The sequence below is a fragment of the Achromobacter sp. FW305-C-30-7 genome (assembly GCF_058783105.1).
Genome location: NZ_JBYSYI010000009.1, coordinates 69,088 through 93,478, shown reverse-complemented (window position 1 = coordinate 93,478; position 24,391 = coordinate 69,088). Strand labels below are relative to the sequence as shown.

Annotated in this window: 22 protein-coding genes and 1 other RNA gene; 3 read left to right on the top strand and 20 right to left on the bottom strand. The window is 65.7% G+C overall.

Annotated features, from left to right (window positions below; all coding sequences use genetic code 11):
* Positions 1-645, top strand: coding sequence for a histidine phosphatase family protein (locus tag AC3WOB_RS25170; RefSeq protein ID WP_013395601.1), 645 nt, complete (start codon positions 1-3; stop codon positions 643-645).
* Positions 646-649: 4 nt separating this feature from the next.
* On the opposite strand, the gene AC3WOB_RS25165 is transcribed toward AC3WOB_RS25170, so the two are convergent.
* From AC3WOB_RS25165 to carA, 3 genes are all read right to left on the bottom strand, one after another.
* Positions 650-1,414: an SDR family oxidoreductase gene (locus AC3WOB_RS25165; RefSeq protein ID WP_492276515.1), complete on the bottom strand. Its 765-nt coding sequence runs from the start codon at positions 1,412-1,414 to the stop codon at positions 650-652.
* Positions 1,415-1,503: 89 nt separating this feature from the next.
* Entirely contained in the window at positions 1,504-4,743 is a 3,240-nt protein-coding gene (gene carB, locus AC3WOB_RS25160; protein WP_013395603.1) for a carbamoyl-phosphate synthase large subunit, read from the bottom strand.
* Between the two features lie 10 nt (positions 4,744-4,753).
* Complete coding sequence (gene carA, locus AC3WOB_RS25155; RefSeq protein WP_013395604.1) at positions 4,754-5,908, bottom strand: glutamine-hydrolyzing carbamoyl-phosphate synthase small subunit; 1,155 nt, start codon at positions 5,906-5,908, stop codon at positions 4,754-4,756.
* Between the two features lie 219 nt (positions 5,909-6,127).
* Between carA and tal the strand changes: the two genes are divergently transcribed.
* Entirely contained in the window at positions 6,128-7,081 is a 954-nt protein-coding gene (gene tal / locus AC3WOB_RS25150; protein ID WP_013395605.1) for a transaldolase, read from the top strand.
* A 71-nt stretch (positions 7,082-7,152) separates the two neighbouring features.
* Here the strand turns inward: tal and AC3WOB_RS25145 are convergent, their stop codons facing one another.
* The 17 genes from AC3WOB_RS25145 to AC3WOB_RS25065 all read right to left on the bottom strand — a co-directional run bounded on the left by AC3WOB_RS25145 (position 7,153) and on the right by AC3WOB_RS25065 (position 23,433).
* Complete coding sequence (locus AC3WOB_RS25145; RefSeq protein WP_013395606.1) at positions 7,153-7,680, bottom strand: carboxymuconolactone decarboxylase family protein; 528 nt, start codon at positions 7,678-7,680, stop codon at positions 7,153-7,155.
* A 10-nt stretch (positions 7,681-7,690) separates the two neighbouring features.
* Positions 7,691-8,485 (bottom strand): ABC transporter permease, encoded by a 795-nt coding sequence (locus tag AC3WOB_RS25140; RefSeq protein ID WP_013395607.1) that lies wholly within the window; start codon positions 8,483-8,485, stop codon positions 7,691-7,693.
* A 3-nt stretch (positions 8,486-8,488) separates the two neighbouring features.
* Positions 8,489-9,298: an ABC transporter ATP-binding protein gene (locus tag AC3WOB_RS25135; RefSeq protein WP_013395608.1), complete on the bottom strand. Its 810-nt coding sequence runs from the start codon at positions 9,296-9,298 to the stop codon at positions 8,489-8,491.
* Entirely contained in the window at positions 9,291-10,331 is a 1,041-nt protein-coding gene (locus tag AC3WOB_RS25130) for an ABC transporter substrate-binding protein (protein ID WP_013395609.1), read from the bottom strand. Before AC3WOB_RS25130 ends, AC3WOB_RS25135 begins: the two co-directional genes overlap by 8 nt.
* An 11-nt stretch (positions 10,332-10,342) precedes the next feature.
* On the bottom strand, positions 10,343-11,602 hold the full coding sequence (locus AC3WOB_RS25125; RefSeq protein WP_013395610.1) for a CaiB/BaiF CoA transferase family protein: 1,260 nt from the start codon (positions 11,600-11,602) through the stop codon (positions 10,343-10,345).
* A gap of 67 nt (positions 11,603-11,669) precedes the next feature.
* Complete coding sequence (recR, locus tag AC3WOB_RS25120) at positions 11,670-12,278, bottom strand: recombination mediator RecR (protein ID WP_013395611.1); 609 nt, start codon at positions 12,276-12,278, stop codon at positions 11,670-11,672.
* A gap of 19 nt (positions 12,279-12,297) precedes the next feature.
* The gene (locus AC3WOB_RS25115; protein WP_013395612.1) at positions 12,298-12,624 is read right to left on the bottom strand and encodes a YbaB/EbfC family nucleoid-associated protein; all 327 of its coding nucleotides are present in this window, start codon (positions 12,622-12,624) and stop codon (positions 12,298-12,300) included.
* A 45-nt stretch (positions 12,625-12,669) separates the two neighbouring features.
* Entirely contained in the window at positions 12,670-14,856 is a 2,187-nt protein-coding gene (locus tag AC3WOB_RS25110; protein ID WP_492276514.1) for a DNA polymerase III subunit gamma/tau, read from the bottom strand.
* A 151-nt stretch (positions 14,857-15,007) separates the two neighbouring features.
* Positions 15,008-15,105, bottom strand: an RNA gene (gene ffs, locus AC3WOB_RS25105) — signal recognition particle sRNA small type.
* 209 nt (positions 15,106-15,314) lie between these two features.
* On the bottom strand, positions 15,315-15,683 hold the full coding sequence (locus tag AC3WOB_RS25100) for a cupin domain-containing protein (RefSeq protein ID WP_492276513.1): 369 nt from the start codon (positions 15,681-15,683) through the stop codon (positions 15,315-15,317).
* A gap of 29 nt (positions 15,684-15,712) precedes the next feature.
* The gene (locus AC3WOB_RS25095) at positions 15,713-16,999 is read right to left on the bottom strand and encodes an NAD(P)/FAD-dependent oxidoreductase (protein WP_013395615.1); all 1,287 of its coding nucleotides are present in this window, start codon (positions 16,997-16,999) and stop codon (positions 15,713-15,715) included.
* A gap of 8 nt (positions 17,000-17,007) precedes the next feature.
* Positions 17,008-19,248 carry a N,N-dimethylformamidase beta subunit family domain-containing protein gene (locus AC3WOB_RS25090; protein ID WP_492276512.1) on the bottom strand — a complete coding sequence of 747 codons (2,241 nt, stop codon included), beginning with the start codon at positions 19,246-19,248 and terminating at the stop codon, positions 17,008-17,010.
* Between the two features lie 48 nt (positions 19,249-19,296).
* On the bottom strand, positions 19,297-19,605 hold the full coding sequence (locus tag AC3WOB_RS25085) for a N,N-dimethylformamidase alpha subunit family protein (protein WP_013395617.1): 309 nt from the start codon (positions 19,603-19,605) through the stop codon (positions 19,297-19,299).
* Positions 19,606-19,632: 27 nt separating this feature from the next.
* On the bottom strand, positions 19,633-20,424 hold the full coding sequence (locus AC3WOB_RS25080) for an ABC transporter permease (protein ID WP_013395618.1): 792 nt from the start codon (positions 20,422-20,424) through the stop codon (positions 19,633-19,635).
* A 1-nt stretch (position 20,425) separates the two neighbouring features.
* Positions 20,426-21,262, bottom strand: a complete 837-nt coding sequence (locus tag AC3WOB_RS25075) for an ABC transporter permease (RefSeq protein ID WP_492276511.1) — start codon at positions 21,260-21,262, stop codon at positions 20,426-20,428.
* 16 nt (positions 21,263-21,278) lie between these two features.
* Positions 21,279-22,325 (bottom strand): extracellular solute-binding protein, encoded by a 1,047-nt coding sequence (locus tag AC3WOB_RS25070; RefSeq protein ID WP_492276510.1) that lies wholly within the window; start codon positions 22,323-22,325, stop codon positions 21,279-21,281.
* Positions 22,326-22,353: 28 nt separating this feature from the next.
* Positions 22,354-23,433, bottom strand: a complete 1,080-nt coding sequence (locus tag AC3WOB_RS25065) for an ABC transporter ATP-binding protein (protein ID WP_492276509.1) — start codon at positions 23,431-23,433, stop codon at positions 22,354-22,356.
* 146 nt (positions 23,434-23,579) lie between these two features.
* On the opposite strand from AC3WOB_RS25065, the gene AC3WOB_RS25060 reads away from it, so the two are divergent.
* On the top strand, positions 23,580-24,374 hold the full coding sequence (locus AC3WOB_RS25060) for an IclR family transcriptional regulator (protein ID WP_013395622.1): 795 nt from the start codon (positions 23,580-23,582) through the stop codon (positions 24,372-24,374).
* Positions 24,375-24,391 lie beyond the last annotated feature (17 nt).

Sequence of the window (24,391 nt, the reverse complement as noted above, 5' to 3'; positions counted from 1 at the left end):
ATGACTGAAATCTGGTTCATCCGCCACGGCGAAACCGACTGGAACCGCCAGCGGCGCCTGCAAGGCTGGCAAGACATCCCCCTGAACGAATTCGGCGTCAACCAGGCCAGCCTGCTGGCCGCGCGCATGCGCGAGGAAGCCCGCCACACGCCCATCCACGCCATCTACAGCAGCGATCTGCAGCGCGCCCACGCCACCGCCGTACCCGTGTCCGAACAGCTCGGCCTGCGCGTGCGCGTGGAGCCGGGCATCCGCGAGCGCGGCTTCGGCGTGCTGGAGGGCCTGGACCACGAACGCATCGACGTGCTGGCCCCCGAAGCTGCGGCCGCCTGGAAAAGCCGCGATCCGCTGCGCCCGCTGGACGGCGGCGAAACGCTGGGCCAGTTCCAGTCCCGCGTCATCTCCACCGTGGACGACATTGCCAGCCGCCACGACGACGAGCGCATCCTGATGTTCACGCACGGCGGCGTGCTGGACATCATCTGGCGCCATGCCTCGGGCGTGCCACTGAACGGGCCGCGCGACGCCTCGCTGCTGAATGTCAGCATCAACCGCGTCGGCGTACAGGGCCGCAAGTGGCAGGTGCTGGACTGGGGCGACGTGGGCCACGTGACCGACGAGGTCGGCAACGACGTGGTGCCCTGAGACTTCAGCGCGCGCGGCGCGGCTTGCGCGGCGCGTTGCGCGCCAGCCTGTCGTAGACGGCGTTGGGCAGAAGCCGCATCAGCTTGGCCACGATGCCCATCTGCCACGGAATCACCACATAGGACGCGCCCCGCCCGATCGCGCTGCGCGCGCGGCGGGCGAAGGCATCCGCCTCCATCAGGAACGGCATGGAATACGGATTGTGCGCCGTCATCGCCGTCTTGATGTAACCGGGCGCTATGGTCACCACGTCCACGCCTTCGGCGGCCAGTTCCAGCCGCAGGCTTTCGCAGTAGGTCACCACCGCCGATTTGGACGCGCTATAGGCGCCCGCTCCCGGCAGCCCCCGCACCCCCGCCACGCTGGCAATGCCCACCAGCCGGCCTGATCCCGCCGCCCGCATGGACGCAATGAAGGGCTCGAAAGTCGCCACGGTGGCCAGCAGATTGGTATCGACGATAGCCTTGAAGACATCGTAGTCCTCGCCATGCTCGGTCAGGGTGCCTGCGCTGATGCCGGCGCTGGCGATGACCACGTCCACCCGTCCCTGGCAGAACGCAATGAAATCCTGGGCCGCGGCATGCAGGGCCTGGCGATCGCGCACGTCCACCGCATAGCAGCGGTGCTCGCCCGGCAGGCTGTCGGCCAGTTCCCGCAAGGCGTCCTCGCGCCGGCCCAGCAGGCCCAGGGTGGCGCCTGCGGCTGCGTACTGCTGCGCCAGGGCGCGTCCCAGGCCGCTGCTGGCGCCGGTGATGAAGACTCTTTCCATGTGTGCCTGATGCCTGTAGTGGCGTTGCGGAATCGCGTTGCAAAAAAATAGGGCACGCTCTCGCGTGCCCTATTGTGTCGCTTGCCGGCTTAGCCTTGCAAGGAAGCGTGCAGCTCCTGCAGCGGATACACCTGCAGGCCCAGACCTTGGCGCAGATACTGCATGCCTTCGACAGCGGCGCGGGCGCCGGCGATGGTCGTGAAGAAGGTCACGCGGGCGGCCAGCGCCTGGGTGCGGATGGTGCGCGAATCAGCGATGGCGTTGCGGCGCTCTTCGACGGTGTTGATGACCAGCGCGATCTCGCCGTTCTTCACCATGTCGACGATGTGCGGACGGCCTTCGTTGACCTTGTTCACCAACTGCACCGGGATGCCGGCAGATTCAATCTCGGCAGCCGTGCCGCGCGTGGCGACCAGCTTGAAACCAAGCGCGTGCAGGCCGCGCGCCACTTCCACCGCCAGGGGCTTGTCCTGGTTCTTGACGCTGATGAACACCGTGCCGGATTCCGGCAGGCGCACGCCCGCGGCCAATTGCGACTTGACGAAGGCTTCGCCGAAGCTCGTGCCCACGCCCATCACTTCGCCGGTCGACTTCATTTCCGGACCCAGGATGGTGTCCACGCCCGGGAACTTCACGAACGGGAACACGGCTTCCTTGACCGAGAAGTAAGGCGGCACGACTTCCTTGGTGATGCCCTGGGCGGCCAGGGTCTGGCCTGCCATGGCGCGCGCGGCGATCTTGGCCAGCTGCAGGCCGGTGGCCTTGGAAACGTAAGGCACCGTGCGCGAAGCGCGCGGGTTCACTTCCAGCACGTAGACGTCGCCGCCCTGGATCGCGAACTGCACGTTCATCAGGCCGCTGACGTTCAGCGCCTTGGCCATCATCGTGGTCTGGCGCTTGATCTCGGCGATGACTTCCGCCGACAGCGAGTACGGCGGCAGGCTGCAAGCCGAGTCGCCCGAGTGCACGCCTGCCTGCTCGATGTGTTCCATGACGCCGCCGATGAAGACGGTTTCGCCGTCGGCCAGGCAGTCCACGTCCACTTCGGTGGCGTTGTTCAGGAAGCGGTCCAGCAGCACGGGCGAGTCATTGCTGACCTTCACGGCCTCGCGCATGTAGCGCTCGAGGTCTTGCTGCTCGTGCACGATTTCCATGGCACGGCCGCCCAGCACGTAGCTGGGGCGGACCACCAGCGGATAGCCGATTTCGGCGGCGTGGGCCAGGGCCTCGCCTTCCGTGCGCGCGGTGCGGTTGGGCGGCTGGCGCAGGCCAAGCTTGTTGAGCAGCTTCTGGAAGCGCTCGCGGTCTTCGGCCACGTCGATGGATTCGGGGCTGGTGCCGATGATGGGCACGCCGTTCGCTTCCAGGGCGCGCGCCAGCTTCAGCGGGGTCTGGCCGCCGTACTGGACGATCATGCCGACCGGGTTTTCCTTGTGGACGATTTCCAGCACGTCTTCGAGCGTCAGCGGCTCGAAGTACAGGCGGTCGGAAGTGTCGTAGTCGGTGGACACGGTTTCCGGGTTGCAGTTGACCATGATGGTCTCGTACCCATCGTCGCGCAGCGCCAGCGCGGCATGCACGCAGCAGTAGTCGAACTCAATGCCCTGGCCGATGCGGTTCGGACCGCCACCCAGCACCACGATCTTCTTGCGGTCGGTGGGCGCGGCTTCGCACTCTTCCTCGTAGGTCGAGTACATGTAGGCCGTGCGGGTGGCGAATTCAGCGGCGCAGGTATCGACGCGCTTGTAGACCGGACGCACATTCAACTGGTGGCGCAGCTTGCGCACTTCGGATTCCGAGGAATCCAGCAGGAAAGCCAGGCGGCGGTCGGAGAAACCGCGGCGCTTGAGTTCCCACAGCGTGGCGTAGTCCAGGTCGGCCAGCGTCTTCTGTTCCAGCGCCAGTTCGATGTCGACGATTTCCTTGATCTGCGACAGGAACCACGGGTCGATGTGCGTGATGTTGTGCACTTCGTCCAGCGTGAAGCCCTGCGCGAAGGCGTCGCCCACGTACCAGATGCGTTCCGGACCGGGTTCGCCCAGTTCGACCTGCAGCTTCTCGCGGTCGGTGGTCTTCTGGTTCAGGCCGTCGACGCCGACTTCCAGACCGCGCAGCGCCTTCTGGAATGATTCCTGGAAGGTGCGGCCGATGGCCATGACTTCACCCACGGACTTCATCTGGGTGGTCAGGCGCGCGTCGGCGGTGGGGAATTTCTCGAAGGCGAAACGCGGCACCTTGGTGACGACGTAGTCGATCGAGGGTTCGAACGAAGCGGGCGTGGCACCGCCGGTGATTTCGTTCTTGAGTTCGTCCAGCGTGTAGCCCACGGCCAGGCGCGCGGCGACCTTGGCGATGGGGAAGCCGGTGGCCTTGGAGGCCAGCGCCGACGAACGCGACACGCGCGGGTTCATCTCGATGACGATCATGCGGCCGTCGCGGGGGTTGACCGCGAACTGCACGTTCGAGCCGCCCGTATCCACGCCGATCTCGCGCAATACCGCGATCGATGCGTTACGCATGATCTGGTATTCCTTGTCGGTCAGCGTCTGAGCCGGCGCCACGGTAATGGAGTCGCCCGTGTGCACGCCCATCGGGTCCAGGTTTTCGATGGAGCAGACGATGATGCAGTTGTCCGCCTTGTCGCGGACCACTTCCATCTCGAATTCCTTCCAGCCCAGCAGCGACTCTTCGATCAGCAGTTCGCTGGTGGGCGAAGCTTCCAGGCCGCGGCGGCAGATGGTTTCGAATTCTTCGGCGTTGTAGGCGATGCCGCCGCCCGAACCGCCCATGGTGAAGCTGGGGCGGATCACGGCGGGGAAACCGGAAGTGCCGACTTCGGCCGCGATGCGGCGCTGCACTTCCCAGGCTTCGTCCATGCTGTGGGCCACGCCCGACTTGGCCGATTCCAGGCCGATGTCGGTCATGGCCTGCTTGAACTTCTGGCGGTCCTCGGCCTTTTCGATGGCGTGCTCGTTGGCGCCGATCAGTTCCACGTTGTGCTTCTTCAGCACGCCGTGGTGGGCCAGGTCCAACGCGCAGTTCAGCGCGGTCTGGCCGCCCATCGTGGGCAGCAGCGCATCGGGCTTTTCACGCTCGATGATCTTTTCGACGGCTTGCCAGGTGATGGGCTCGATGTAGGTGACGTCGGCCGTTTCCGGATCCGTCATGATCGTGGCCGGGTTGCTGTTCACCAGGATGGTGCGATAGCCCTCGGCCTTGAGCGCCTTGCACGCCTGTGCGCCGGAATAGTCGAATTCGCAGGCCTGCCCGATGATGATGGGGCCGGCGCCGATGATGAGTATGCTTTTTAGGTCTGTACGCTTGGGCATGATGCAATCTTTACTTTTGGCCGGACATCAGGTCGATGAACTTGTCGAACAGTTCAAGGATGTCGTGCGGACCCGGGCTGGCTTCGGGGTGACCCTGGAAGCAGAAGGCCGGGCGGTCGGTGAGCTCGAAGCCCTGCAGCGTGCCGTCGAACAGCGAAACATGCGTCACGCGCGCGGTGGCCGGCAGGCTGGCCGCGTCGACCGCGAAGCCATGGTTCTGGCTGGTGATGAACACGCGCTTGGACTGAAGGTCCTGCACGGGGTGGTTGGCGCCGTGGTGGCCGGTCTTCATCTTGAGCGTCTTGCCGCCCAGCGCCAGGCCCATGATCTGGTGGCCCAGGCAGATGCCGAACACCGGCAGCTTCTTGTCCAGGAAGGCGCGCGTGGCCTCGATGGCGTAGTCGCAGGGCTCGGGGTCGCCAGGGCCGTTGGACAGGAACACGCCGTCGGGGTTGAGCTTGAAGACTTCCTCGGCGCTGGTCTGGGCCGGCACCACCGTCAGGCGGCAGCCGCGGTCAGCCAGCAGGCGCAGGATGTTGGTCTTGATGCCGAAGTCGTAGGCCACGACGTGGAACTTGGACTGGTCGGGCTTGGAAAAGCCCTTGCCCAATTGCCAGGTGCCTTCGGTCCATTCGGCGCTGTCCTTGAGCGACACCACCTTGGCCAAGTCCTGGCCGGCCATGCCGGCAAAGCCGCGGGCCAGTTCGACGGCGCGCTCAGCGTCGGCGCCGACGAAGATGCAGGCGCCCTGGGCGCCCTTTTCGCGGAGGATGCGGGTGAGCTTGCGGGTGTCGATGCCGGAAATGGCGACGACGCCTTGCTCGGCGAGGTACTCAGGCAACGATTGCGTGGAACGGAAGTTCGACACGCGGGCGGGACAGTCACGGACCACCAGGCCGGCGGCGAAGACGCGCTTGGCTTCCACGTCTTCGGCGTTGACGCCAGTATTGCCAATATGCGGATAGGTCAGCGTAACGATCTGGCCGCTATAGCTGGGATCGGTGAGAATTTCCTGGTACCCGGTCATCGCGGTGTTGAACACCACTTCGGCAACGGTATGCCCAGGCGCACCGATCGACACGCCTCGAAAAATGGTACCGTCCGCCAGAGCCAGAATTGCAGGAGGGAAGCGGTTGATCCCCTCGGGAAAGAGTTGCGGCAGCACAGTAAACCCCGGTTTTAGAATCGATAATCAAACCTTCGGATTATACCCTGAGCGGGCGTTTTCCCTGGCGAACCGCGCCAAATAAGGCCGGAAACGGCGTTTTGGCCTGTTTTTCCGCGTCCCGCCGTCCCCCTCCCTCATCCAGCCGACAGCGCCCTGGCGGCCTCAGTGATACGCTAGGACACCTTCAACCCTAGCCTGCTGCGAGCCGTATCGTCCATGTCCAGCCAACTTGACGCCCTGCGCAACCACACCACCGTCGTCGCCGACACGGGGGATTTCGAAGCCATGAAGGCGCTGCGTCCCACCGACGCCACGACGAACCCGTCCCTTATTCTCAAGGCCGTCCAGCAGGACGCCTACCGCCCCCTGCTGGAAAAGACCGCGCGCGAGCACCGCGGCGCGCCCACCGCCGAACTCATGGACCGCCTGCTGGTCGCCTTCGGCCGCGCCATCCTGGACATCGTGCCCGGCCGCGTCTCGACCGAGGTCGATGCCCGCCTGTCCTTCGACACCCGCGCCACCATCGAGCGCGCCCGCAGCCTGATCGCCCTGTACGAAGCCGCCGGCGTGCCGCGCGAGCGCGTGCTGATCAAGATCGCCTCGACCTGGGAAGGCATCCAGGCCGCCCGCGCCCTGCAATCGGAAGGCGTGCGCTGCAACCTGACCCTGCTGTTCTCGCTGCCGCAGGCCGTGGCCTGCGCCGACGCCCACGTGCAGCTGATCTCGCCCTTCGTCGGCCGCATCTACGACTGGCACAAGAAATCCGCCGGCGCCAATTGGGTCGAAGCCGATAACGCCGGCGCGCGCGATCCGGGCGTGCTGTCCGTGACCCGGATCTACCAGTACTACAAGCACTTCGACATCCCCACGGAAATCATGGGCGCGAGCTTCCGCAACGTCGGCCAGATCCTGGCGCTGTCGGGCTGCGACCTGCTGACCATCAGCCCGGAGCTGCTGACCAAGCTGGCCGGTACCCAGGGCGACGCGCCGGCACAATTGCGCGCGGACGACGTCCCCGCCAACATCGCCCGCATCGGCGCGGACGAAGTCACGTTCCGTACCCTGCTCAATGAAGACGCGATGGGCAGCGAGAAGTTGTCGGAAGGCATCCGCCTGTTCGTGGCGGACGCGGTCAAGCTGGATGCGCTGATCGAGGCGCAGCGGACCTGAACCGGGCGGGCGCCGCGGCGCCCGTCGCTACGCAGGCGAAAGGATGCGCGGCCGGCGGCCGCGCGCCTGCGTCAGCGGTGATCGTGCGAATGCACCTGCAACGCTTCCAGGAAGCGCGACACCATGTTGTAGGCCGCTACCGTCGCAGTCAGTTCCACGATGAGTTTTTCCGAACCCATCGCCGCCCGGGCGGCCTGGAATACGGCCTCGGGCACCTGTACCTGCCGCGTCATGGCGTCGGTGTAAGCCAGCACGGCCTTTTCGCGTTGGTCGAACAGGTCCGAGCTTTCCCAAGCATCCAGTGCGTCCAGTTGCGCCTGCGACACGCCTTCCTTCAGCGCGATCGGCGCATGCTGGTCGGCCTCGTAAGGCGCGCCGTTGATGACCGCCACGCGCATGATCACCAGTTCCCGCAGGTCGCCCGGCAAGGTGCTGAGCTGGCGGATCGAAGTCAGATAGTTGAGCCAGCCGCCCGCCACGGCGGGGCTGTGCAGCAGCATCTGGTACAGGTGCAGCACGCTGCCGCGCTCGGCGACGATGCGGTCGACCAGCGGCTTGGCTTCGGGATGGGTCAGGTCGGCATAGGGCAGACGGGCCATGGGAACTCCTTCAGATTTTTTCGGTTTCGCCGGACCGGGGCTGCCATTTCATCAGGCGTTTCTCACCTATGCCGACGACGGCGTCCAGCACCAGCGCGAACGCCGTCAGCACGATGATGCCCGCGAACACGGTGTTCACATCGAAGGTGCCTTCGGCCTGCAGAATCAAGTAGCCCACGCCGCTGGCCGAGCCCAGGTACTCGCCCACCACCGCGCCCACGAAAGCCAGGCCCACCGAAGTATGCAGGCTGGAGAACACCCAACTGGTGGCCGACGGCAAGTACACGTGCCGCAGCAGCTGGCGCCGGCGCGCGCCCAGCATGCGAGCATTGTCGAGCAAGGTGGGGCTGACTTCGCGCACGCCCTGGTAGACGTTGAAGAACACGATGAAGAACACCAGCGTCACAGCCAGCGCCACCTTGGACCAGATGCCCAGGCCGAACCACATGCCGAAGATGGGCGCCAGGATGACGCGCGGCATCGAGTTGGCGGCCTTGATGTAGGGATCGAGGATTGCGCTGGCGCCCGGCGACAGGCCCAGCCACAGGCCAAAGGCCAGCCCGGCAATGGTGCCGATGAAGAAGGCCAGCACGGTCTCGGTCAGCGTCACGCCCAGGTGGGTATAGATGTCCGCATTGGTGACGAACCAGGCCCAGATGCGGCCCCACACCTTCAGCGGTTCGCCGAAGAAGAAGGCCACCTTGGGATCGCGCGAGGCGAAATGCCAGACCAGCAAAATGATGACGAGCAGCAGCAACTGCCAGAAGCGCAGGCTGGCCGAACCGGGTTTGATCAGCTTGGGCATGGCCTAGGCTCGCTTCTGTTGGGCGTAGCCCTTTAGGACTTCTTCGCGCAGCACGCCCCAGATGGCGGCATGCAATTCGACGAAGCGTGGATGCGTGCGCACTTCGGCCACGTCGCGCGGACGCGGCAGGTCGATGACGAATTCGCCGATGGGGTGCGTGCCCGGCCCCGCCGACAGCACCACCACGCGGTCGCTCATGGCGATGGCCTCGTCCAGGTCGTGCGTGATGAAGAGCACGGCCTTGCGCTTGGCCATCCAGAGGTCCAGGACCTCGTTCTCCATGAGCTGGCGGGTCTGGATGTCCAGCGCCGAAAACGGTTCGTCCATCAGGATGATGTCGGGGTCGCGGATCAGCGTCTGCGCCAGCATCGCGCGCTTGCGCATGCCGCCCGACATCTGGTGCGGATAACGGCTTTCAAAGCCGCCCAGGCCGACGCGGCGCATCCATTCGCGGCCGCGTTCCAGCGCCTGCGAACGCGGCACGCCGGCGAAGTCCAGGCCGGCCACCACGTTGTCCAGCGCGCTGCGCCAGGGCAGCAGGGCCTCGCCCTGGAACATGTAGCCGGCGCGCTCATTGATGCCGGACAAAGGCTGCCCGAACACCTTCACGCTGCCCGACGACGGCGCCAGCAGCCCGGCGCCGACGTTGAGCAGGGTGGACTTGCCGCAGCCGGTCGGGCCCACCACCGACACGAACTCGCCCGGCTCGATGGCCAGGGTGGTGTCGCTGACGGCGGTGTAGCGCTGCGACCGGTCGTCGCGGGAGACAAAGGTGCAGCTGATGTTTTCCAGCGACAGCGCGGCTTCAGCCATTGGGGTACTTCTCGTTGGCGCGGCGGGCGTAGTCGTTGGTCCAGACCTTGGACGGATCGATCTTGGAACCGTCGAAGTCCGCCTGGTAGGCCGCCAGCGCCTTGAGCGCGGTGGCGGCGCCGTCCTCGGGGATCAGGCCGTCCGGCGACAGGCCTTCCAGGCTCTTGGCGATGGCAGCCTTGTAGACGGCCGGATCGCCCAGCAGATAGGTTTCCGGCACGACCTTGGCGATTTCGTCGGCGCCGGCCTTCTGGATCCACTTGTCGGCGCGCACCAGGGCATTGGCCAGGGCCTGGGTGGTGTTGGGATTGGCGTCGATGAAGGCTTGCGGCGCGTACAGGCAGCCCGCCGGCATATTGCCGCCGAAAATGTCCTTGGTGTCCTTGAGCGTGCGCGTGTCGACGATGATCTGGATGTCGCCCGGCATTTCCAGCATCGACACCACGGGGTCGGTGTTGGAGATGGCGTCGATCTGGCCGCTGCGCAGCGCGGTCACCGCGCCGGCGCCAGCGCCCACGCCGATGATGGACACGTCCGAGGCCTTCAGGCCGTGCTTGGCCAGGAAGAAGCTGACCACCATGTTGGTGGACGAGCCCGGCGCGGTCACGCCGATCTTCTTGCCCTTCAGGTCGGCGGGGCCCTTGTAGTTGGGCAGGTTCTTCTTGGACACGCCCACGCCTATCATGGGCGCGCGGCCCTGCAGCACGAAGGCGCGATAGGCCTGGCCCTTGGACTGCATGGACAAGGTGTGTTCGAACGCGCCCGACACGATGTCGGCGCTGCCGCCCACCACGGCCTGCAAGGCCTTGGAGCCACCCGCGAAGTCGGCGATGCTGACATCCAGCCCTTCGTCCTTGAAGTAGCCGCGGGCTTCCGCGATGGACAGGGGGAGATAGTAGATCAGCGGCTTGCCGCCGACTGCGATCTGGACCTTGGTCTTCTCCAGCTTCTGCGCGCGCACGATGGCGGGCGCCATGCCCATGACGCCGGCGGCGCCGGCCATCTTGAGCAGATCACGGCGAGTGACTGACATGTGGTTGTCTCCTAGTTGTCGGGCAGACCGATAGCGCCGGTCTTTGCCAGCTCTTCTATAGCCGCTGAATCATACCCCAGCGATTTCAGGACTTCCTCGGTATGTTCCCCTAATACCGGGCCCACCCAACGCGTCTCGCCCGGCGTCTCCGACAGCTTGGGCACCACCGCGGGCAGCTTGACCGGCGTGCCGTCGGGGAAGCGATGCTGCTCTATCATGCGGCGCGCCAGGAATTGCGGATCGCCGAACATGTCGGCCACGCTGTAGATCTTGCCCACGGGCACGTCGGCGCCCTTCAGGACGCCCAGCGCCTCTTCGATGCCGCGCGCGCCGCACCACTGCTGGATCGCGCCGTCGATCTCTTCCACGCGTTTGGCGCGGCCGTCGTTGCGCACCAGGCCAGGGTCCGTGGCCAGATCATCGCGGCCGATGGCGCGCATTAGCCGGTGGAATATCGCGTCGCCGTTGCCGGCGATGACGATGTTCTGGCCGTCGCGGGTGGTGTAGGTATTCGATGGCACGATGCCGGGCAGCGCGCCGCCCGTGCGCTCGCGCACCACGCCGGCCACGTCATATTCCGGCACCAGGCTCTCCATCATGTTGAACACGGCCTCGTACAGCGCCACGTCCACCATCTGCCCCTGCCCCGCCTGGCAATCCACGCCCTGCTTGCCGTTCCAGCGTCCGCCGGTGGCATCGCGGTGGCGCAGCGCCATCATCGCGCCGATCACGCCGTGCAGCGCGGCGATGGAATCGCCGATGGAGATGCCGACGCGCAGGGGCGGCCGGTCCGGATGGCCCGACACATAGCGCAGCCCACCCATGGATTCGCCGATGGCGCCGAAGCCCGGCTGGTCCTTCATGGGACCGGTCTGCCCATAACCGGACAGGCGCACCATGATGAGCGCGGGATTGATCGCGCGTAGCTGCTCGTAGCCCAGGCCCCACTTCTCCAGCACGCCTGGCCGGTAATTCTCGACCACCACGTCGGCGTCCAGCGCCAGCTTGCGGGCGATTTCCCGCGCGCGCGCATCTTTCAGATTGAGTGCGATGGATTGCTTGTTGCGGGCCTGCACCGTCCACCAAAGGGAGTTGCCCTCGTGCAGATGGCGCCAGCTGCGGATGGGATCGCCGCCGCCCGTGCCGTCAGGCCCGTGGGGCGTTTCCACCTTGATGACGTCGGCGCCGAATTCGCCGAAGATGCGCGCGGCGAACGGGCCGGCAATGAGCGTGCCGAGTTCCAGGACCTTCAGTCCGGTCAGCGCTGACATGGTTTGTCTACCTCACTGTTTTGCCGTTGCCGATACATTGCCGGCAAGGCGTTCTGGTACTGCGGAATCAGGTGGTCTTGCGCTCCATCAGCGCCCACGCGATGGTGCCGGCGTCTACGTATTCCAGCTCGCTGCCGGCAGGCACGCCGCGCGCCAGCCGCGTGACGCGCAGCCCGCGTTCGCCCAATGCTTCGCCCAGGAAATGGGCGGTGGTTTCGCCTTCGGCGGTGAAGTTGGTGGCCAGGATGACTTCCTGCACCACGCCGTCGGTCGCGCGCTTGATCACCCGCTCGAAATCCAGTTCGCGCGGACCGATCCCTTCGAGCGGCGCGACGCGGCCCATCAGCACGTAGTACAGGCCACGGTAGCCGTGGCTGGACTCGATCATGTTCTGGTCGGCCGGCGTCTCGACGATGCACAGCAACGAGGGATCGCGCTTGGGGTTGACGCAGGTGCCGCAGACCTCATCTTCCGAGAAGCTGTTGCAGCGGGCGCAATGCTTCAGGTCCTGGACCGCGCCCGCCAGCGCCCGCCCCAGCATGTCCGCGCCTTGCGGATCATGCTGCAGCAGGTGATAGGCCATGCGCCGGGCAGAACGCACGCCCACGCCGGGCAGGCGCCGCAGCGCCTCGATCAGCGAGACGAGCGGCTCGGGTTCGGGCAGTAACGGATCCATTGCGGCCTTGGGACTGCGCTCAGAACGGCAGCTTCATGCCCGGGGGCAACGGCATGCCGGCGGTGACCGATGCCATCTTTTCCTGCGAGGTGGCTTCGGCCTTGCGCAGCGCGTCGTTGAACGCGGCGGCAACCAGGTCTTCCAGCATGTCCTTGTCGTCGCCCAGCAGCGACGGATCGATGGCCACGCGCTTGACGTCGTGGCGGCAGGTCATGGTGACCTTGACCAAGCCGCCGCCGGAAGCGCCTTCGACCTGGATGTCGGCCAGCGCGTCCTGCGCCTTCTTCATGTTTTCCTGCATTTGCTGCGCCTGGCGCATCAGGCCGGCCAGTTGTCCTTTCATCATGATCGATGCTTCCTTGAATGAGGGGAATGAGAGATGGCCGCCGCTTCAGGCAGCGGCGGCGGGGGAATCGACGTGGCGGATCGAGCCGGGCACGACCTGGCCGCCGAAATCGGCGACCAGCGCCTGTACAAAAGGATCGACAGCGACCGCGTCTTCAGCAGCCTGCTGGCGGGCGGCGCGTTCGGCCTGGGCCACGGCATGCGCCGTCGCCTCGCCCGTTACGCCGACCTCGACGTCCAGCCGTATGCCCTGGCCGAAATGTTCGCACAGCACGGTCTGCAGACGGACGCGGCTTTCGCTTTCGGCCAGTGTCTTGACGGCCACGCGCAGAATGATGGCGTCGCCTTGCACGCCGGCCCATGCGCTCTGGCGCGCCAACTCCGCCGCCAGGCCGGTGACCGGCAGGCGCGCGGCCAGTTCGGGCCAGGTTTCGGAAGTCATATCCGCCATGCGGGCGCGCGACGATTGCCGCTTGCGCGCGGGCGCAGGGCCTTCGCGCCGGACGGGCGCGGCGGCGGGCGGCGCAGCCGAAGGCGCGCTGGCCAGGGTTTCGAAATCATCGTCGTCGGGATCCGACGTAAAGCCGTTGTCCGGCGCGAAACCGCCTTCGGCTTCGAACGGGATTTCTTCGTCGACCCAGGAAGGCGGGCCATCGCCATGGTCGGCTTGCGACGCGGGCACGGGCGCAATGGCCGCGGCGGTAGCCGGCGTGACCGCCAGCGCCGCCGAACCGGCGGTCTTGCCGGCCTCGGTCTCGGGCGCCGCCGGCGCTCCGGCCGGCAGGTCCTCCCAAGGCGGCACGCTGCCGGCCTGGGTAGATTGCGGGGCTTGCGCCGCGGCGACGGGTTCGGGTTCTACGGCGACGGGTTCGGGTTCTGCGGCAACCGGTGCCGGCTCGGGAGCCTGTTCGGCGCGAGCGGAGGACTCGGCGGGCGCGGACGCCTGCGGAGCCGCAACCGGCGCCTGGACCGCGGGTTCCGGGGCTATTGCAGCAGCCACCGGCGCGGCAACGGCCGAGACCGGTGCAGGCACAGGTGCAGGTGCGGGCTGGGCTTGCGCAGGCGCGGCGACCGGCGCGGGAGCCGCGGCCGCATCGGCCGTCTGGCGGGCCGGCGCGGCAGGCGCTTCGAGCGCGGTCTGCGGGCCTGCGTCGCCATTGAGCGCCAGCATGCGCAGGCAGGCCATGATGAAGCCTGCGTACTCATCGGGCGCCAGGGTCAGTTCGCTGCGGCTATGCACCGCAACCGAATAGAACAGCTGCACCGCATCGGGATGCAACACCTGAGCCAGCCGGGCGATATCGCCGGCCAGGGGATCTTCGGCCGGCGTCACGCCGCGCACACGCTGCTCGATGGCCACCCGCGACAAGAGCACGGCCAGGTCGGCCAGGGCGCCGGCATAGGACAGGCCGCGGATCGCCAATTCATCCGACACCGCCAGCACGCTCTTGGCGTCACCGGCGGACAGCGCGTCCAGCAGGCGCACCAGGTGCCGCTGGTCGATGGTGCCGAGCATGCCTCGCACGGCATCCTCGGTCAGGTTGCCGGCGCTGTAGGCGATGGCCTGGTCGGTCAGCGACAGGGCATCGCGCATGGAACCCGAAGCCGCTTGCCCGATCAACCGCAGGGCCGGGACCTCGAAGCCCACGTCTTCCTGGCCGAGCACGGCCTGCAGGTGGCCGACGATGGAATCGGCCGGCATCTGCTTCAGGTTGAACTGCAGGCAGCGCGACAGCACCGTCACCGGAATCTTCTGCGGGTCGGTGGTGGCGAGTATGAATTTGACGTGGGGCGGTGGCTCTTCCAGCGTCTTGAGCATGGCGTTGAACGCGTGCCCGGTCAGCATGTGGACTTCGTCGATCATGTAGACCTTGAAGCGCCCCGCGCCCGGCGCGTACACCGCCTGCTCCAGCAGCTGCGTCATTTCCTCGACGCCGCGGTTCGAGGCCGCGTCCAGTTCGAGGTAGTCGACGAAACGCCCGGAATCGATTTCCGTACACGCGCGGCACACGCCGCAAGGCTTGGAAGTGATGCCTGTTTCGCAGTTGAGCGACTTGGCCAGGATGCGCGAAAGCGTGGTCTTGCCCACCCCCCGAGTTCCTGTGAACAGCCAGGCGTGGTGCAGGCGTTGGGTGTCGAGCGCATGCGTCAGCGCGCGCACCACGTGATCCTGTCCCACGAGGGTATCGAACGATCGCGGCCGCCACTTGCGGGCCAGTACCAGATAAGTCATGGGTGGATTGTAGAGCCTGTTTCGGAAGCTGGCCTGAAACGCAAAGGGGACGGGTTTATTCCCGTGGAAGATATCCTTGGAAAATAACCCCGTCCCCCTTGAAAACAAACGCGTCATGGGTTTGGCATGACGCGTTGCTTTGAAGAATCCGGTTGGCGAGCCTTACTCCGGCACTGACCCTAAACGACTATGGCTGCTTCGTTCCCGACCTGACCAGGTTCACCGCCGAACCATGCGGAGGGGCCCGCCAGCCGAGATTCTAGCAGAGCTGCGCTTCGCTTGCTTGCTAGAACCTCGGCCGGCGGGCCCCAGGGGGCAGTATGTGGGCCCCCTCCCCAGCCCTCCCCCCGAGGGGGAGGGAGTTTGGGACTTCGCTTCGCTGGTCCCTTCGGCTCGCTTCGCTTTGCCTTGTGGGGTCTTCAGAACTTTGCTTGCTCGGGGCGTCGTTGGCTAGACGCTTAGTTTTCCGCCTGACTGGAGGGAGCCAGGACGTAGAGTTTTCGGACGGGGGTGCGGATATCCCAGACGCCTTGGGTATTGGGGGGCATGGCCAGGGTGTCGCCTGCGCGGAATTGCAGCGGGGGCTGGCCGTCGGGGGTGAAGGAGCCTTCGCCGGCCAGGATGTGCATGATTTCGCCTTCCAGGACCTGGCGGCGGAATTGGCCGGGGGAGCATTCCCAGATGCCGGCGCTGGTGGCTTCGGCGCCGGGGACCACTATTTTCCTGGCGCGCAATGCGCAGGCGGGTTCGCTGAGCGGGATGCCGACCGGGCCGAGGTCGTCCAGCTGGGCTGTGTCGCGGGTCTGGGGGATGTGTTGGATGGTCATGGTGTGCTCAGGAGGGTGGAGGCGCGCGTCTACGAGAGCTTGTCGCACAGGCCGTAGTAGGCGACGCCGAGCGCGATGTAGAACCGCTTAAGGCCGTGGAACGGCAGTGGCCTGATGGGGGTGACGGGGTATGGCATGGGCTCGCCCGCGGCGATGGTCCGGGCGAGGTAGCGGCCCATCTGCGTGGCGAGGGCGACTCCGCGGCCGTTGTAGCCCAGCAGGATATGCAGGTTGGGCGATGGCTGATGGACATGCGGCACGAAATCGCGTGTCAAAGCGATCCGGCCGGCCCAGCGATAAGTGAAGGGAATCCGGGCCAGTTCCGGAAACAGCATGCGCGCGCCGCGCACCAGGTGGTCCCAATCCTGTTCCGATGCGGGGTCGGCGAAATGGCCCCGGCCTCCCAGCACGAAACGGCCCTCGTGATCGCGGCGGAAGTACAGCAGCAGGCGGCGGGAGTCCGAGGCCACCACGCCGCCGGGCATGATGTGGCCGCAGGCCTTCGGATCCAGCGGTCCGGTGGCGACGATGAAGCTGTTGGCGGCGATGACGCTGCGCTGCAGACCGGGCCAGAGCCCGTTGGTGTAGCCATTGGTCGCGATCAGCGCGTGCTCGGCGCGGACAGTGACACCCTGCTCCGTGCGCGCCAGCCATTGCTGGCCTGATCGTTCCAGCGCCGTGACGCGGGTGTGTCCATGCACCGACGCGCCAGCCGCTTGCGCCGCCGCCACCAGCCCGCGCGTGTAGGACAGGGGCTGGATGCTGCCGGCGCGCCGGTCGATCCAGCCGCCCAGGAACCGGTCCGTGCCCAGCCTCGCGCTGACGGCGTCCTTGTTCAGCATTTCCACGGCTGCGCCACGATCCAGCCACTGCTGGGCGCGGTCCGACACGGTTTCCAATGCGCGAGGAGAATGGGCCGGCTGTATCCAGCCGGCCCGCATGGCATGGCAGGCGATGGCATGCCTTTCGATAAGCTCGAATACCGCGTCGGAGGCAGACGCCACCATCTGCAATAGCGGTTCTCCCAGCGCTTTGCCGTAGCGCGCCAGGATCGCCTTCGGATCGTGCTTGATGCCCGGAATGACCTGCCCACCGTTGCGGCCGGAGGCGCCCCAGCCCGGTTCCTGGGCATCCAACACGCAAACGCGCAGTCCGAGTTCGCTCAGGTGCAAGGCGGTCGACAAGCCGGTAATGCCGGCGCCGACGATGACGACGTCGCATTGGAGGGAAGCCGCCAAGGCGGGTGCGGCGGGCGCCTGCCCCGCGGTCTGCTGCCACAAGGATTGCGGGGCATCGGCCGAATCTGGTGCGCGCATGGTGTATCTCAGCGTCCGCTGGCCTGGGGGAACACGAAGGGGGTGGCCTCCGCGAATCGGGTCAGCACGTTCGCCGTAATGCGCGACACGTTGTTGTCGTAGCCGTTCCAGGCCAGCGACGCCCCCCACGTGATCGAGCCCGTGGAAAAAACCGCACCACCGTTCAGGCACTCGTAGAACACCAGGTCCGCATAGCAGTGCTTGGCTTCCTCACCGTTGATGGTGGGGTGGTGGTAGGTCGTCTCCTCGGGCACCACGTTGTAGTAGCGCGTATGCTTTTCCGATCGGGCGACGATCAGCGTATGCGGCGGCGTACCCAGCCGGTAGTCGACGCGATCGATCTCGTCGCCAGCCGCGCCGCCTCCGCTGCTGCCGAAATCGCCAATGATTTCATCCGCCACGCCTTCGAACATGAAAGCCACGCGCGGGTCGCGGCTTTCGGGCCGCCGGCGATAGTAGGACGAGGCGTCGAACCCGGTCGCGGTGGTGCCGATGCCGGTCAGCGTCTGCGGTGCCAGCCCGATGCGGCGCCAAGTGCCGCCATATTCGCCGGTATAGCTGTGGTAGCTCTCCCCGGCCGGCGTCTCGCTGTAGCGGGCGCCGGTCTCGGTGCGGCGCAGTTCCATCAACCAGGGCTTTTCGGGATGGTAGGCGCAGCGCCAGTAGAAGCCGTTGCCGCCCATGTACATGAGGCGGCCGCCCTGCCCCTGGTACGCCACCATTGCCTGCCACATGCGCGTGGTCCAGTACTCGGGATGCGCCCCGGTCATGACCACGCTGTAGCCCTCCAGGGCCTGCAAGCCTTCGGCGTGCAGCATGTCGTCCGTGATGACGTCGTAGTCAAAGCCCTTTTCGTCCAGCCAGTCCAGGAAGTGGGTATCGCCGTTCAACGACCAGGTACGGCATTGCAGATGCATGCTGAAGACCGGCCGCAAGCGCGAGGCGTAGTAGACGCCATAGCCGTCCGAATGCGTGTCGTACATGGAAAGGCTCAACTCGCGGTGTTCGCCCAGGTAAGTCTCCCAGGGATACAGGACCATGAAGTTGCCCGACTTCATTTCCATGCCTTCTTCATCCAGGCGGTAGTGCGAGTTCGAATACGCCATATAGGTGGCCGTCGACGCGAGGAATGCGATCCGCTTGCGCGGTCCGCCCGCCTTCGGCCGCACGATGAAGGTAATGCGTTCCTGCTCTCCCGCTGTGCCGGTCAGGCGCGCCGCATACAGGCCGCTGGGCAGGTCGTCAGGCACGGTCAGGCTGAAATCGGTCTCCCAGCGCGCGTCCTCCAGGGTGTCGTCATGGAAGTGCAGCGCGGCGAAATGGTCGGGACATTCGCGCCAGAACATGACGCTGGAATCCCAGCGCAGGCCGGGCACGCCGCGCGCGGGCAGGTTCTCGATGCGCCCCTCCGACCAGGGCCTGGCCGTGTCGACGAGCACATCGCTGTCGATGCGCTGCGAGAAATCCCAGGCCTGCAGTGGCGGCGCGGCATGGCGGCGGCCTTGGGCCTCGACGCGCAATTGCGCCAGGTCTGCATCCCCGGCGCCATACGGCAGCAGCGTGGGCGAATCCAGGCGGCCGTTGAAGTGCTTGGCGTATTGTGGGCGCGGCAGGCCAGTGGCGGCCGCGCCCATCGTCAGCGGAAGCTGCGCCAACGCGACCGGATCGACCGCCGGCAGCCGGCCGCTCGCCTGCGCATGCGAATTCACGGCCAGCAAGGGGTTGGCGGGCACCTGCCGCAGATCGACCGTCCCCGAGTCCAGGTCCAGCGTTACCGCCACCAGATACCACTGGCGCGCGGTCATGGGCAATCCTAGCGTGACGCGCTCGCTCTTGCCGCCGCTGCCCTGTTCCCAGAACAGACAGCCATCCCGATCCAGGCCCAACAGATATCCGACGCGCGCGGCGTCGTCCCAGCGCGACAGGATCGCCTGATCGCCACCGTTGCAAGGCAAAGTCGGCATCACCGCCAGGATCCAGCTCTTGCAGCCCGTGGCAGGCTCGCCGAAAGCGGGCGCCACCGCGCGCGAACCGGTTTCGGTGGCTTGGGGACGCCCGGCGATGGCGGTGGCGATGCCCTGCATCACCACGGTCTCTTTCAAGCCGGGAGCGCCGGGCGTAACGTCGCCGCTGCGGATACGCACCAGGTCGGCGTCATAGCGCAGCGCATGCGCGCAGCTCACTTTGAATTCTATGGTCTCTCCCGGCGCGATCGTCCAGGTGCTGGGGTACCCCAGGATCTCGTACATACAAGCTCCGTCAGTTTGATTCGGGCGACTCGGTGTGGCGGCCTGCGTTCAGTCCAGGTCGGACGGCCAGGGATAAGGCGAGTGGATGGCCCAGCGGATCTTCAGCAGCGCCCACTGGGCGTCGGCCAGCTTGGCATAGCGCTGCGGCGCCAGTTCGACCGGATCGCCCCGCCCCGCGCCGAGCGTGCCGATGGCGTACTCCGAGTAAGGCTGGGTGCAGACGATGACCTGCTTGCCGGCCATGGGCTCCATCCGCAACCGGTTGAGCAGGCGGTTCAGCTTCAGCGGCCGGTTCTTGGTGGTCGTCGTCCTGAAGTGTTTGAGAAGTTCCGCGTCTTCGGGCTGGATCTCGTACATATCGCGCTCCGGGCATGAAAAATCGATTCAGTGGTCGCGCTCTGGCGCGGCGAACATCTCCAGGCCGACCGTGCGTTCCAGCAGCAGCACCAGCGCAAGCGTGAAGACAATCAGGAACGTGGCGATGGCGGCAATCACGGGACTGGCGCTTTCCTGTATCTGCGTGAGGATGCGCACAGGCAAGGTGTTGACGTCCGGCGCGACCAGGAAGACGGTGATCGTCGCCTCGTCGAACGACACGATGAAGCAGAACAGGAAGGCGGTGATCAGCCCCGGTTTGAGCATGGGCAGGGTCACGGTGCGCAAGACCTGCGCCGGCCGCGCGCCCAGGCTCATGCTTGCCTCTCCCAGCGCGGGGTCCAACTTGCGCAGGGAATTCAGGATGGGGCGGTACGCGAACGGCAGCGTGATGATGCAATGCGCCAATACGATGCCCAAATACGAGCCGCTGACGCCGAGCAGGCCGAGCAGCCCCAGGAACGCCACGCCCAGCGCCGCGTTGGGGAATACCAATGGCAACATGATCAGCGCTTCAATAATGCCGCCCCCCCTGATCCGGCTGCGGTCCAGCACGAGCGCGGCCAGCAGAGCCACCGATGTGCTGATGAATGCCACCAGCAAGGCGATGCCGGCGCTGACCGCCAACAGACCCAACCATTGCGGATCGGTGAAGAACTCCAGATACCAACGCCAGGAGAGCGACGCCAGCGGCAAGGTGAAGTACCCGGTGGACGTGAACGACGACACCGCCACCACCAGAATGGGCAAGGGCAGGAAGCCAAACAGCAGAACCAGCAGCAAGCGGTATAGCCAGCGCATATCAGGCTCCCGTTCCGGACACGCGCGCCGCGACGCGGCGTTCGAGCAGTTGCAAGGGAATAACCAGCGAGAACGCCGCGAGCAGCAGCACGATCGCCATGCTGGCTGCCTTCGGATAGTCGAAAACCTGCAGCACGTCCTGGTAGATCTGCGTAGCCAGCATGCCGTCACGCACGCCCCCCAGCAACAGCGGCGTAACGATGGCCCCGGTCGACAGCAGATAGACCAGCATGGCGCCAGTGATGACACCCGGCAGGCTCAGCGGCAGGGTGACATGCAAAAAGGTCTTGAGCGGACCGGCCGCCAGCGTCTGCGAGGCCTCGTCCAGGGCGCGATCCAGATGCAGCAGCACCGCCAGCACCGAGACGATGAAAAACGGACTGAAGACATGCACCAGGCCAATCACCACCCCGGTCATGTTGAAAATCAGGCGCATCGGCGTATCGATGACACCCAGCGACAGCAACAGCGAATTCAGCGTGCCCTTGGGCCCCAGGATCACCACCCAGCCGTAGGTGCGCACCACCACGCTGACCAGCCACGGCGTGATGACCAGCATCATCAGGAAATTGCGGTTGCCGCGATAGCGCGAAATCGCATAGGCGATGGGATAACCGACCAGCACGGAAAAGAACGTGACGACCAGCGCGACCCCTATCGTGCGCAGCAGTACCGCGACGTAGTCGGCCCGCTCGAAGAAGCGCACGAAATTGTCCAGGCCAAAGCCATCCGCGGTGCGCAGCGATTCCACGGCGAGATAGGCGATCCCCGTCAGGAACATCAGGATCAGGATCGCCGGGGGAAGCAGCAGGATCAGCGGCGGCCGGGTCGATTTCATTGCGGCTTCTCCAAGCTTACCGGCCGGCGCCCGCCATCGCGCGTTCGACCAGCTCGATGCGCGACTTGCGGGATTCGGCGATGTAGTTCCAATCCGGCTGATAGAGCTGGTCGCGCAGGGCGGTCAGCGGCTGGCCCAGTTCCTTTTCTGTCGCGGGAGACAGTTTGGCCGTGCTGTTCAGCGGCAGGTAGCCGGCAATATCGGCAATGCGCGACTGGCCCTCCGGTTGGGCCACATAGTTCAGCCACTTCAGGTAGCTGGCGCGGCCCTGCGCCTTCTTGGGCACAACCACGATGTATGGAAGAATCAGCGCGCCCTCCTTCGGAATCACCATCTCGATGTTGGTCTGCCCGTCGCGCTTCATCTGCCAGACGCGGGTCGAGTAGTAGGGCGCAGCCGTCACTTCTCCGCGCTGCAGCAGCTGGTTCATCTGCGCCATCGAGCTATACATTGCCAACGAGTTCTTGCCCAAGGCGGTCAGCAACGCCAGGCCCTTGGCGGTGTCGCGCTCGTTGCCGCCTTCGGCTACGGACATGATGGTCAGGTCGTAGGCCGAGCTGTAGACCGGACGGGTGACCGACAGCTTTCCCGCCCACTTGGAATCCCCCAGCGCCTTCCACGAAGAGAAGTCGGAAGGTTTCGCAAGATCCTTGTTGACCGCGATGCCGTAGTACGCGAAGTAGGTGCTGACGCCTATGAGGCGTCCGGAAGGCGCCTTGAGCAGGTACTTCTCCGGCACGTTCTTCAGCGCGGGAACCTCGCTCATGTCGAAGTCTTCGAGCAGTCCGTCGCTGTACATCTGCGAGGCCTCGAAGAACGACGAAAGCGCCGCATTGAACTTGGGCGCATCCTTCTGCGCGCGCACCTGGGCCTCGGGAGTGGGGACTTCGACGATCTTCACGCCGATTCCCGTTTCCTTCGTAAAGGGTTCCGCGTAAGCCTCGCGCCACGCCGCCCCCACGCCGCCGCCCCAGGTAGCCATGGTGATTTCCTGCGCGCTGGCGGTGCCGCAAACGGCCATGACCGCCGCGACGGTCCAGTGGGCAAATCGATAGGTGCTCATTGTGCGACTCCTGTGAGAGTGAACAGCGCTAGAGGGAGACGACCGAAATGCGGCTGTCGTCCCAGGTCAGTCCGACGGCTTCGCCCTGCGCCGGCAACGGTTGCCCGTCCTGCGCTGGCCAATCGGCGATCAGGGTCCGGGCGCCGGCCTGCAGCCAGAGGCGCGTGTTCTGTCCAGCGTAGACGCGGCGCTCCACGCGGGCCTGCAAGCGAACGTTGCCGGCGGGCGCCAGTTTCAGGTGTTGCGGCCGCAGCGATATGCCCACTGCGCTGCCTGCCGCGAAGCGCGAGTCCGGCAGATCGAATTCGCAGCCGAGTTCCGGACAGTCGAGACGGACCGCGCCGGCCTGCACCACGCCTTCGAAGAAATTCGTGTCTCCCACGAACTCAGCGACAAAGCGGGTCTGCGGTTTTTCGTAGATGGTGGCGGGGTCGCTGACTTGGTCGATCAGGCCGTTGCGGAACACGGCGACGCGATCGGACATGGTCAACGCCTCTTCCTGGTCATGCGTCACGAAGATGAAAGTGGTGCCGAGTTTTTCCTGGATCAGCTTCAACTCGGTCTGCATCTGACGGCGGATCTTCATATCCAGGGCGCCGAGCGGCTCGTCCAGCAGCAGAACCCGGGGCTCCATGACAATGGCGCGCGCCAGCGCCACGCGCTGCTTCTGTCCGCCCGAGATCTGGCCGATGTAGCGGGCGCCGTAGCCTTCCAGGCCGACCATCGCCAGCGACCGCTCCACCTTGCCGCGGATGGCGGCGGGCGGCTCGCGCCGCATTTTCAAGCCGTAGCCGATGTTCTCGGCGACGGTGAGATGCGGAAACAGGGCTAAGTTTTGGAACACCATCCCGAGCGGACGGCGGTACGGCGGCGATGACAGGATCGACTGTCCATCTATCTTCACCTCGCCCGCGGTGGGCGTTTCAAAGCCGGCGATGATCCGGATCAGCGTGGTCTTGCCACAACCGCTGGGGCCCAACAGCGTCAGAAACTCGCCTTCGCGCACGTCCAGGCTCACGCCCTTCAACGCCGCCGACGCGCCGAACGTCTTGGTGACGTTCTGGATCTGGAGGATCGGCGTCCCCGCTGTTTTCTGACCCTGCCCCATGCTCACACACTCCGGCAAAACCGATGAATGAGCGCAGGATATTGGAGCAGATACGCTTTGGGCAATAGTAAAATCCCGCACCAAGGTTTATTATTATCGCTAGGCGGTAATTAATACCCAAAATACGGGAAAACGAGGAGCCGAAAATGCTGGAACAGGCCGAACTGGAAGTCGACGAAGGCATGTTCAACCACTCGTTCGCGAGGGGACTGAAAGTTCTGTTCGCGTTCCGTGGTGCGCAGAGCGCAATGTCTCTGTCCGAAGTGGCGCAAGCCGTGGGCACGAGCGTCAGCACAGCCCAGCGCACCGTGTACACGCTGGAAAAGCTGGGGCTCATCAGCAAGTCGCCCAAGACGCGCAAGTTCAGCCCCACTCTGCGGGTCCTGGAGCTGGGCTACAACTACATCGCGGCCGACCCGTTGGTCGAAGCCGCGAATCCCTTTCTGGCCGAGTTGTCCAATATCACGGGGGAAACGGTCAACCTGACCGAACCCCTGGACCACGAGATGGTGTATGTGTCGCGGGTCGTGGCGGCGAAGTTCATTCCCATCCACATGCCCATCGGCAGCCGCATCCCCATGTACTGCACGGCCAGCGGCCGCGCCTACCTCGGCGCGCTGCCGGAGGAACAGGCGCAGGCCATCCTGGACGCCTCTGCGCTGCAGCGCCATACGCAATGGACCGAGACCGATCCGGCGAAGCTGATGGAGATCGTCCGGCAGGCGCGGCGCGAAGGCATCGCGCACAACAAGGAAGAACTGTTCCTCGGCGACATGACGATCGCCGCGCCCATCATGGGCCAGCGCGGCACGCCCGTTGCGTCCGTGCATATCGTGGCGCCGACCAGCCGCTGGACTCTCGAAGAGGCTTTGGCGCGCCTGGGGCCGCTGGTGTTCGATTGCGCCCGCGGCATCAATAACTCGGTGCGCTCGTTCACCTGAGGGCCGCCGGGCAGGCG

Coding starts and splice junctions, on each gene's coding strand:
- AC3WOB_RS25170 (WP_013395601.1), top strand. CDS start 1: ATGACTGAAATCTGGTTCATCCGCCACGGCGAAACCGACTGGAACCGC.
- AC3WOB_RS25165 (WP_492276515.1), bottom strand. CDS start 1,414: ATGGAAAGAGTCTTCATCACCGGCGCCAGCAGCGGCCTGGGACGCGCC.
- carB (WP_013395603.1), bottom strand. CDS start 4,743: ATGCCCAAGCGTACAGACCTAAAAAGCATACTCATCATCGGCGCCGGC.
- tal (WP_013395605.1), top strand. CDS start 6,128: ATGTCCAGCCAACTTGACGCCCTGCGCAACCACACCACCGTCGTCGCC.
- AC3WOB_RS25145 (WP_013395606.1), bottom strand. CDS start 7,680: ATGGCCCGTCTGCCCTATGCCGACCTGACCCATCCCGAAGCCAAGCCG.
- AC3WOB_RS25140 (WP_013395607.1), bottom strand. CDS start 8,485: ATGCCCAAGCTGATCAAACCCGGTTCGGCCAGCCTGCGCTTCTGGCAG.
- AC3WOB_RS25135 (WP_013395608.1), bottom strand. CDS start 9,298: ATGGCTGAAGCCGCGCTGTCGCTGGAAAACATCAGCTGCACCTTTGTC.
- AC3WOB_RS25130 (WP_013395609.1), bottom strand. CDS start 10,331: ATGTCAGTCACTCGCCGTGATCTGCTCAAGATGGCCGGCGCCGCCGGC.
- AC3WOB_RS25125 (WP_013395610.1), bottom strand. CDS start 11,602: ATGTCAGCGCTGACCGGACTGAAGGTCCTGGAACTCGGCACGCTCATT.
- recR (WP_013395611.1), bottom strand. CDS start 12,278: ATGGATCCGTTACTGCCCGAACCCGAGCCGCTCGTCTCGCTGATCGAG.
- AC3WOB_RS25115 (WP_013395612.1), bottom strand. CDS start 12,624: ATGATGAAAGGACAACTGGCCGGCCTGATGCGCCAGGCGCAGCAAATG.
- AC3WOB_RS25110 (WP_492276514.1), bottom strand. CDS start 14,856: ATGACTTATCTGGTACTGGCCCGCAAGTGGCGGCCGCGATCGTTCGAT.
- AC3WOB_RS25100 (WP_492276513.1), bottom strand. CDS start 15,683: ATGACCATCCAACACATCCCCCAGACCCGCGACACAGCCCAGCTGGAC.
- AC3WOB_RS25095 (WP_013395615.1), bottom strand. CDS start 16,999: ATGCGCGCACCAGATTCGGCCGATGCCCCGCAATCCTTGTGGCAGCAG.
- AC3WOB_RS25090 (WP_492276512.1), bottom strand. CDS start 19,248: ATGTACGAGATCCTGGGGTACCCCAGCACCTGGACGATCGCGCCGGGA.
- AC3WOB_RS25085 (WP_013395617.1), bottom strand. CDS start 19,605: ATGTACGAGATCCAGCCCGAAGACGCGGAACTTCTCAAACACTTCAGG.
- AC3WOB_RS25080 (WP_013395618.1), bottom strand. CDS start 20,424: ATGCGCTGGCTATACCGCTTGCTGCTGGTTCTGCTGTTTGGCTTCCTG.
- AC3WOB_RS25075 (WP_492276511.1), bottom strand. CDS start 21,262: ATGAAATCGACCCGGCCGCCGCTGATCCTGCTGCTTCCCCCGGCGATC.
- AC3WOB_RS25070 (WP_492276510.1), bottom strand. CDS start 22,325: ATGAGCACCTATCGATTTGCCCACTGGACCGTCGCGGCGGTCATGGCC.
- AC3WOB_RS25065 (WP_492276509.1), bottom strand. CDS start 23,433: ATGGGGCAGGGTCAGAAAACAGCGGGGACGCCGATCCTCCAGATCCAG.
- AC3WOB_RS25060 (WP_013395622.1), top strand. CDS start 23,580: ATGCTGGAACAGGCCGAACTGGAAGTCGACGAAGGCATGTTCAACCAC.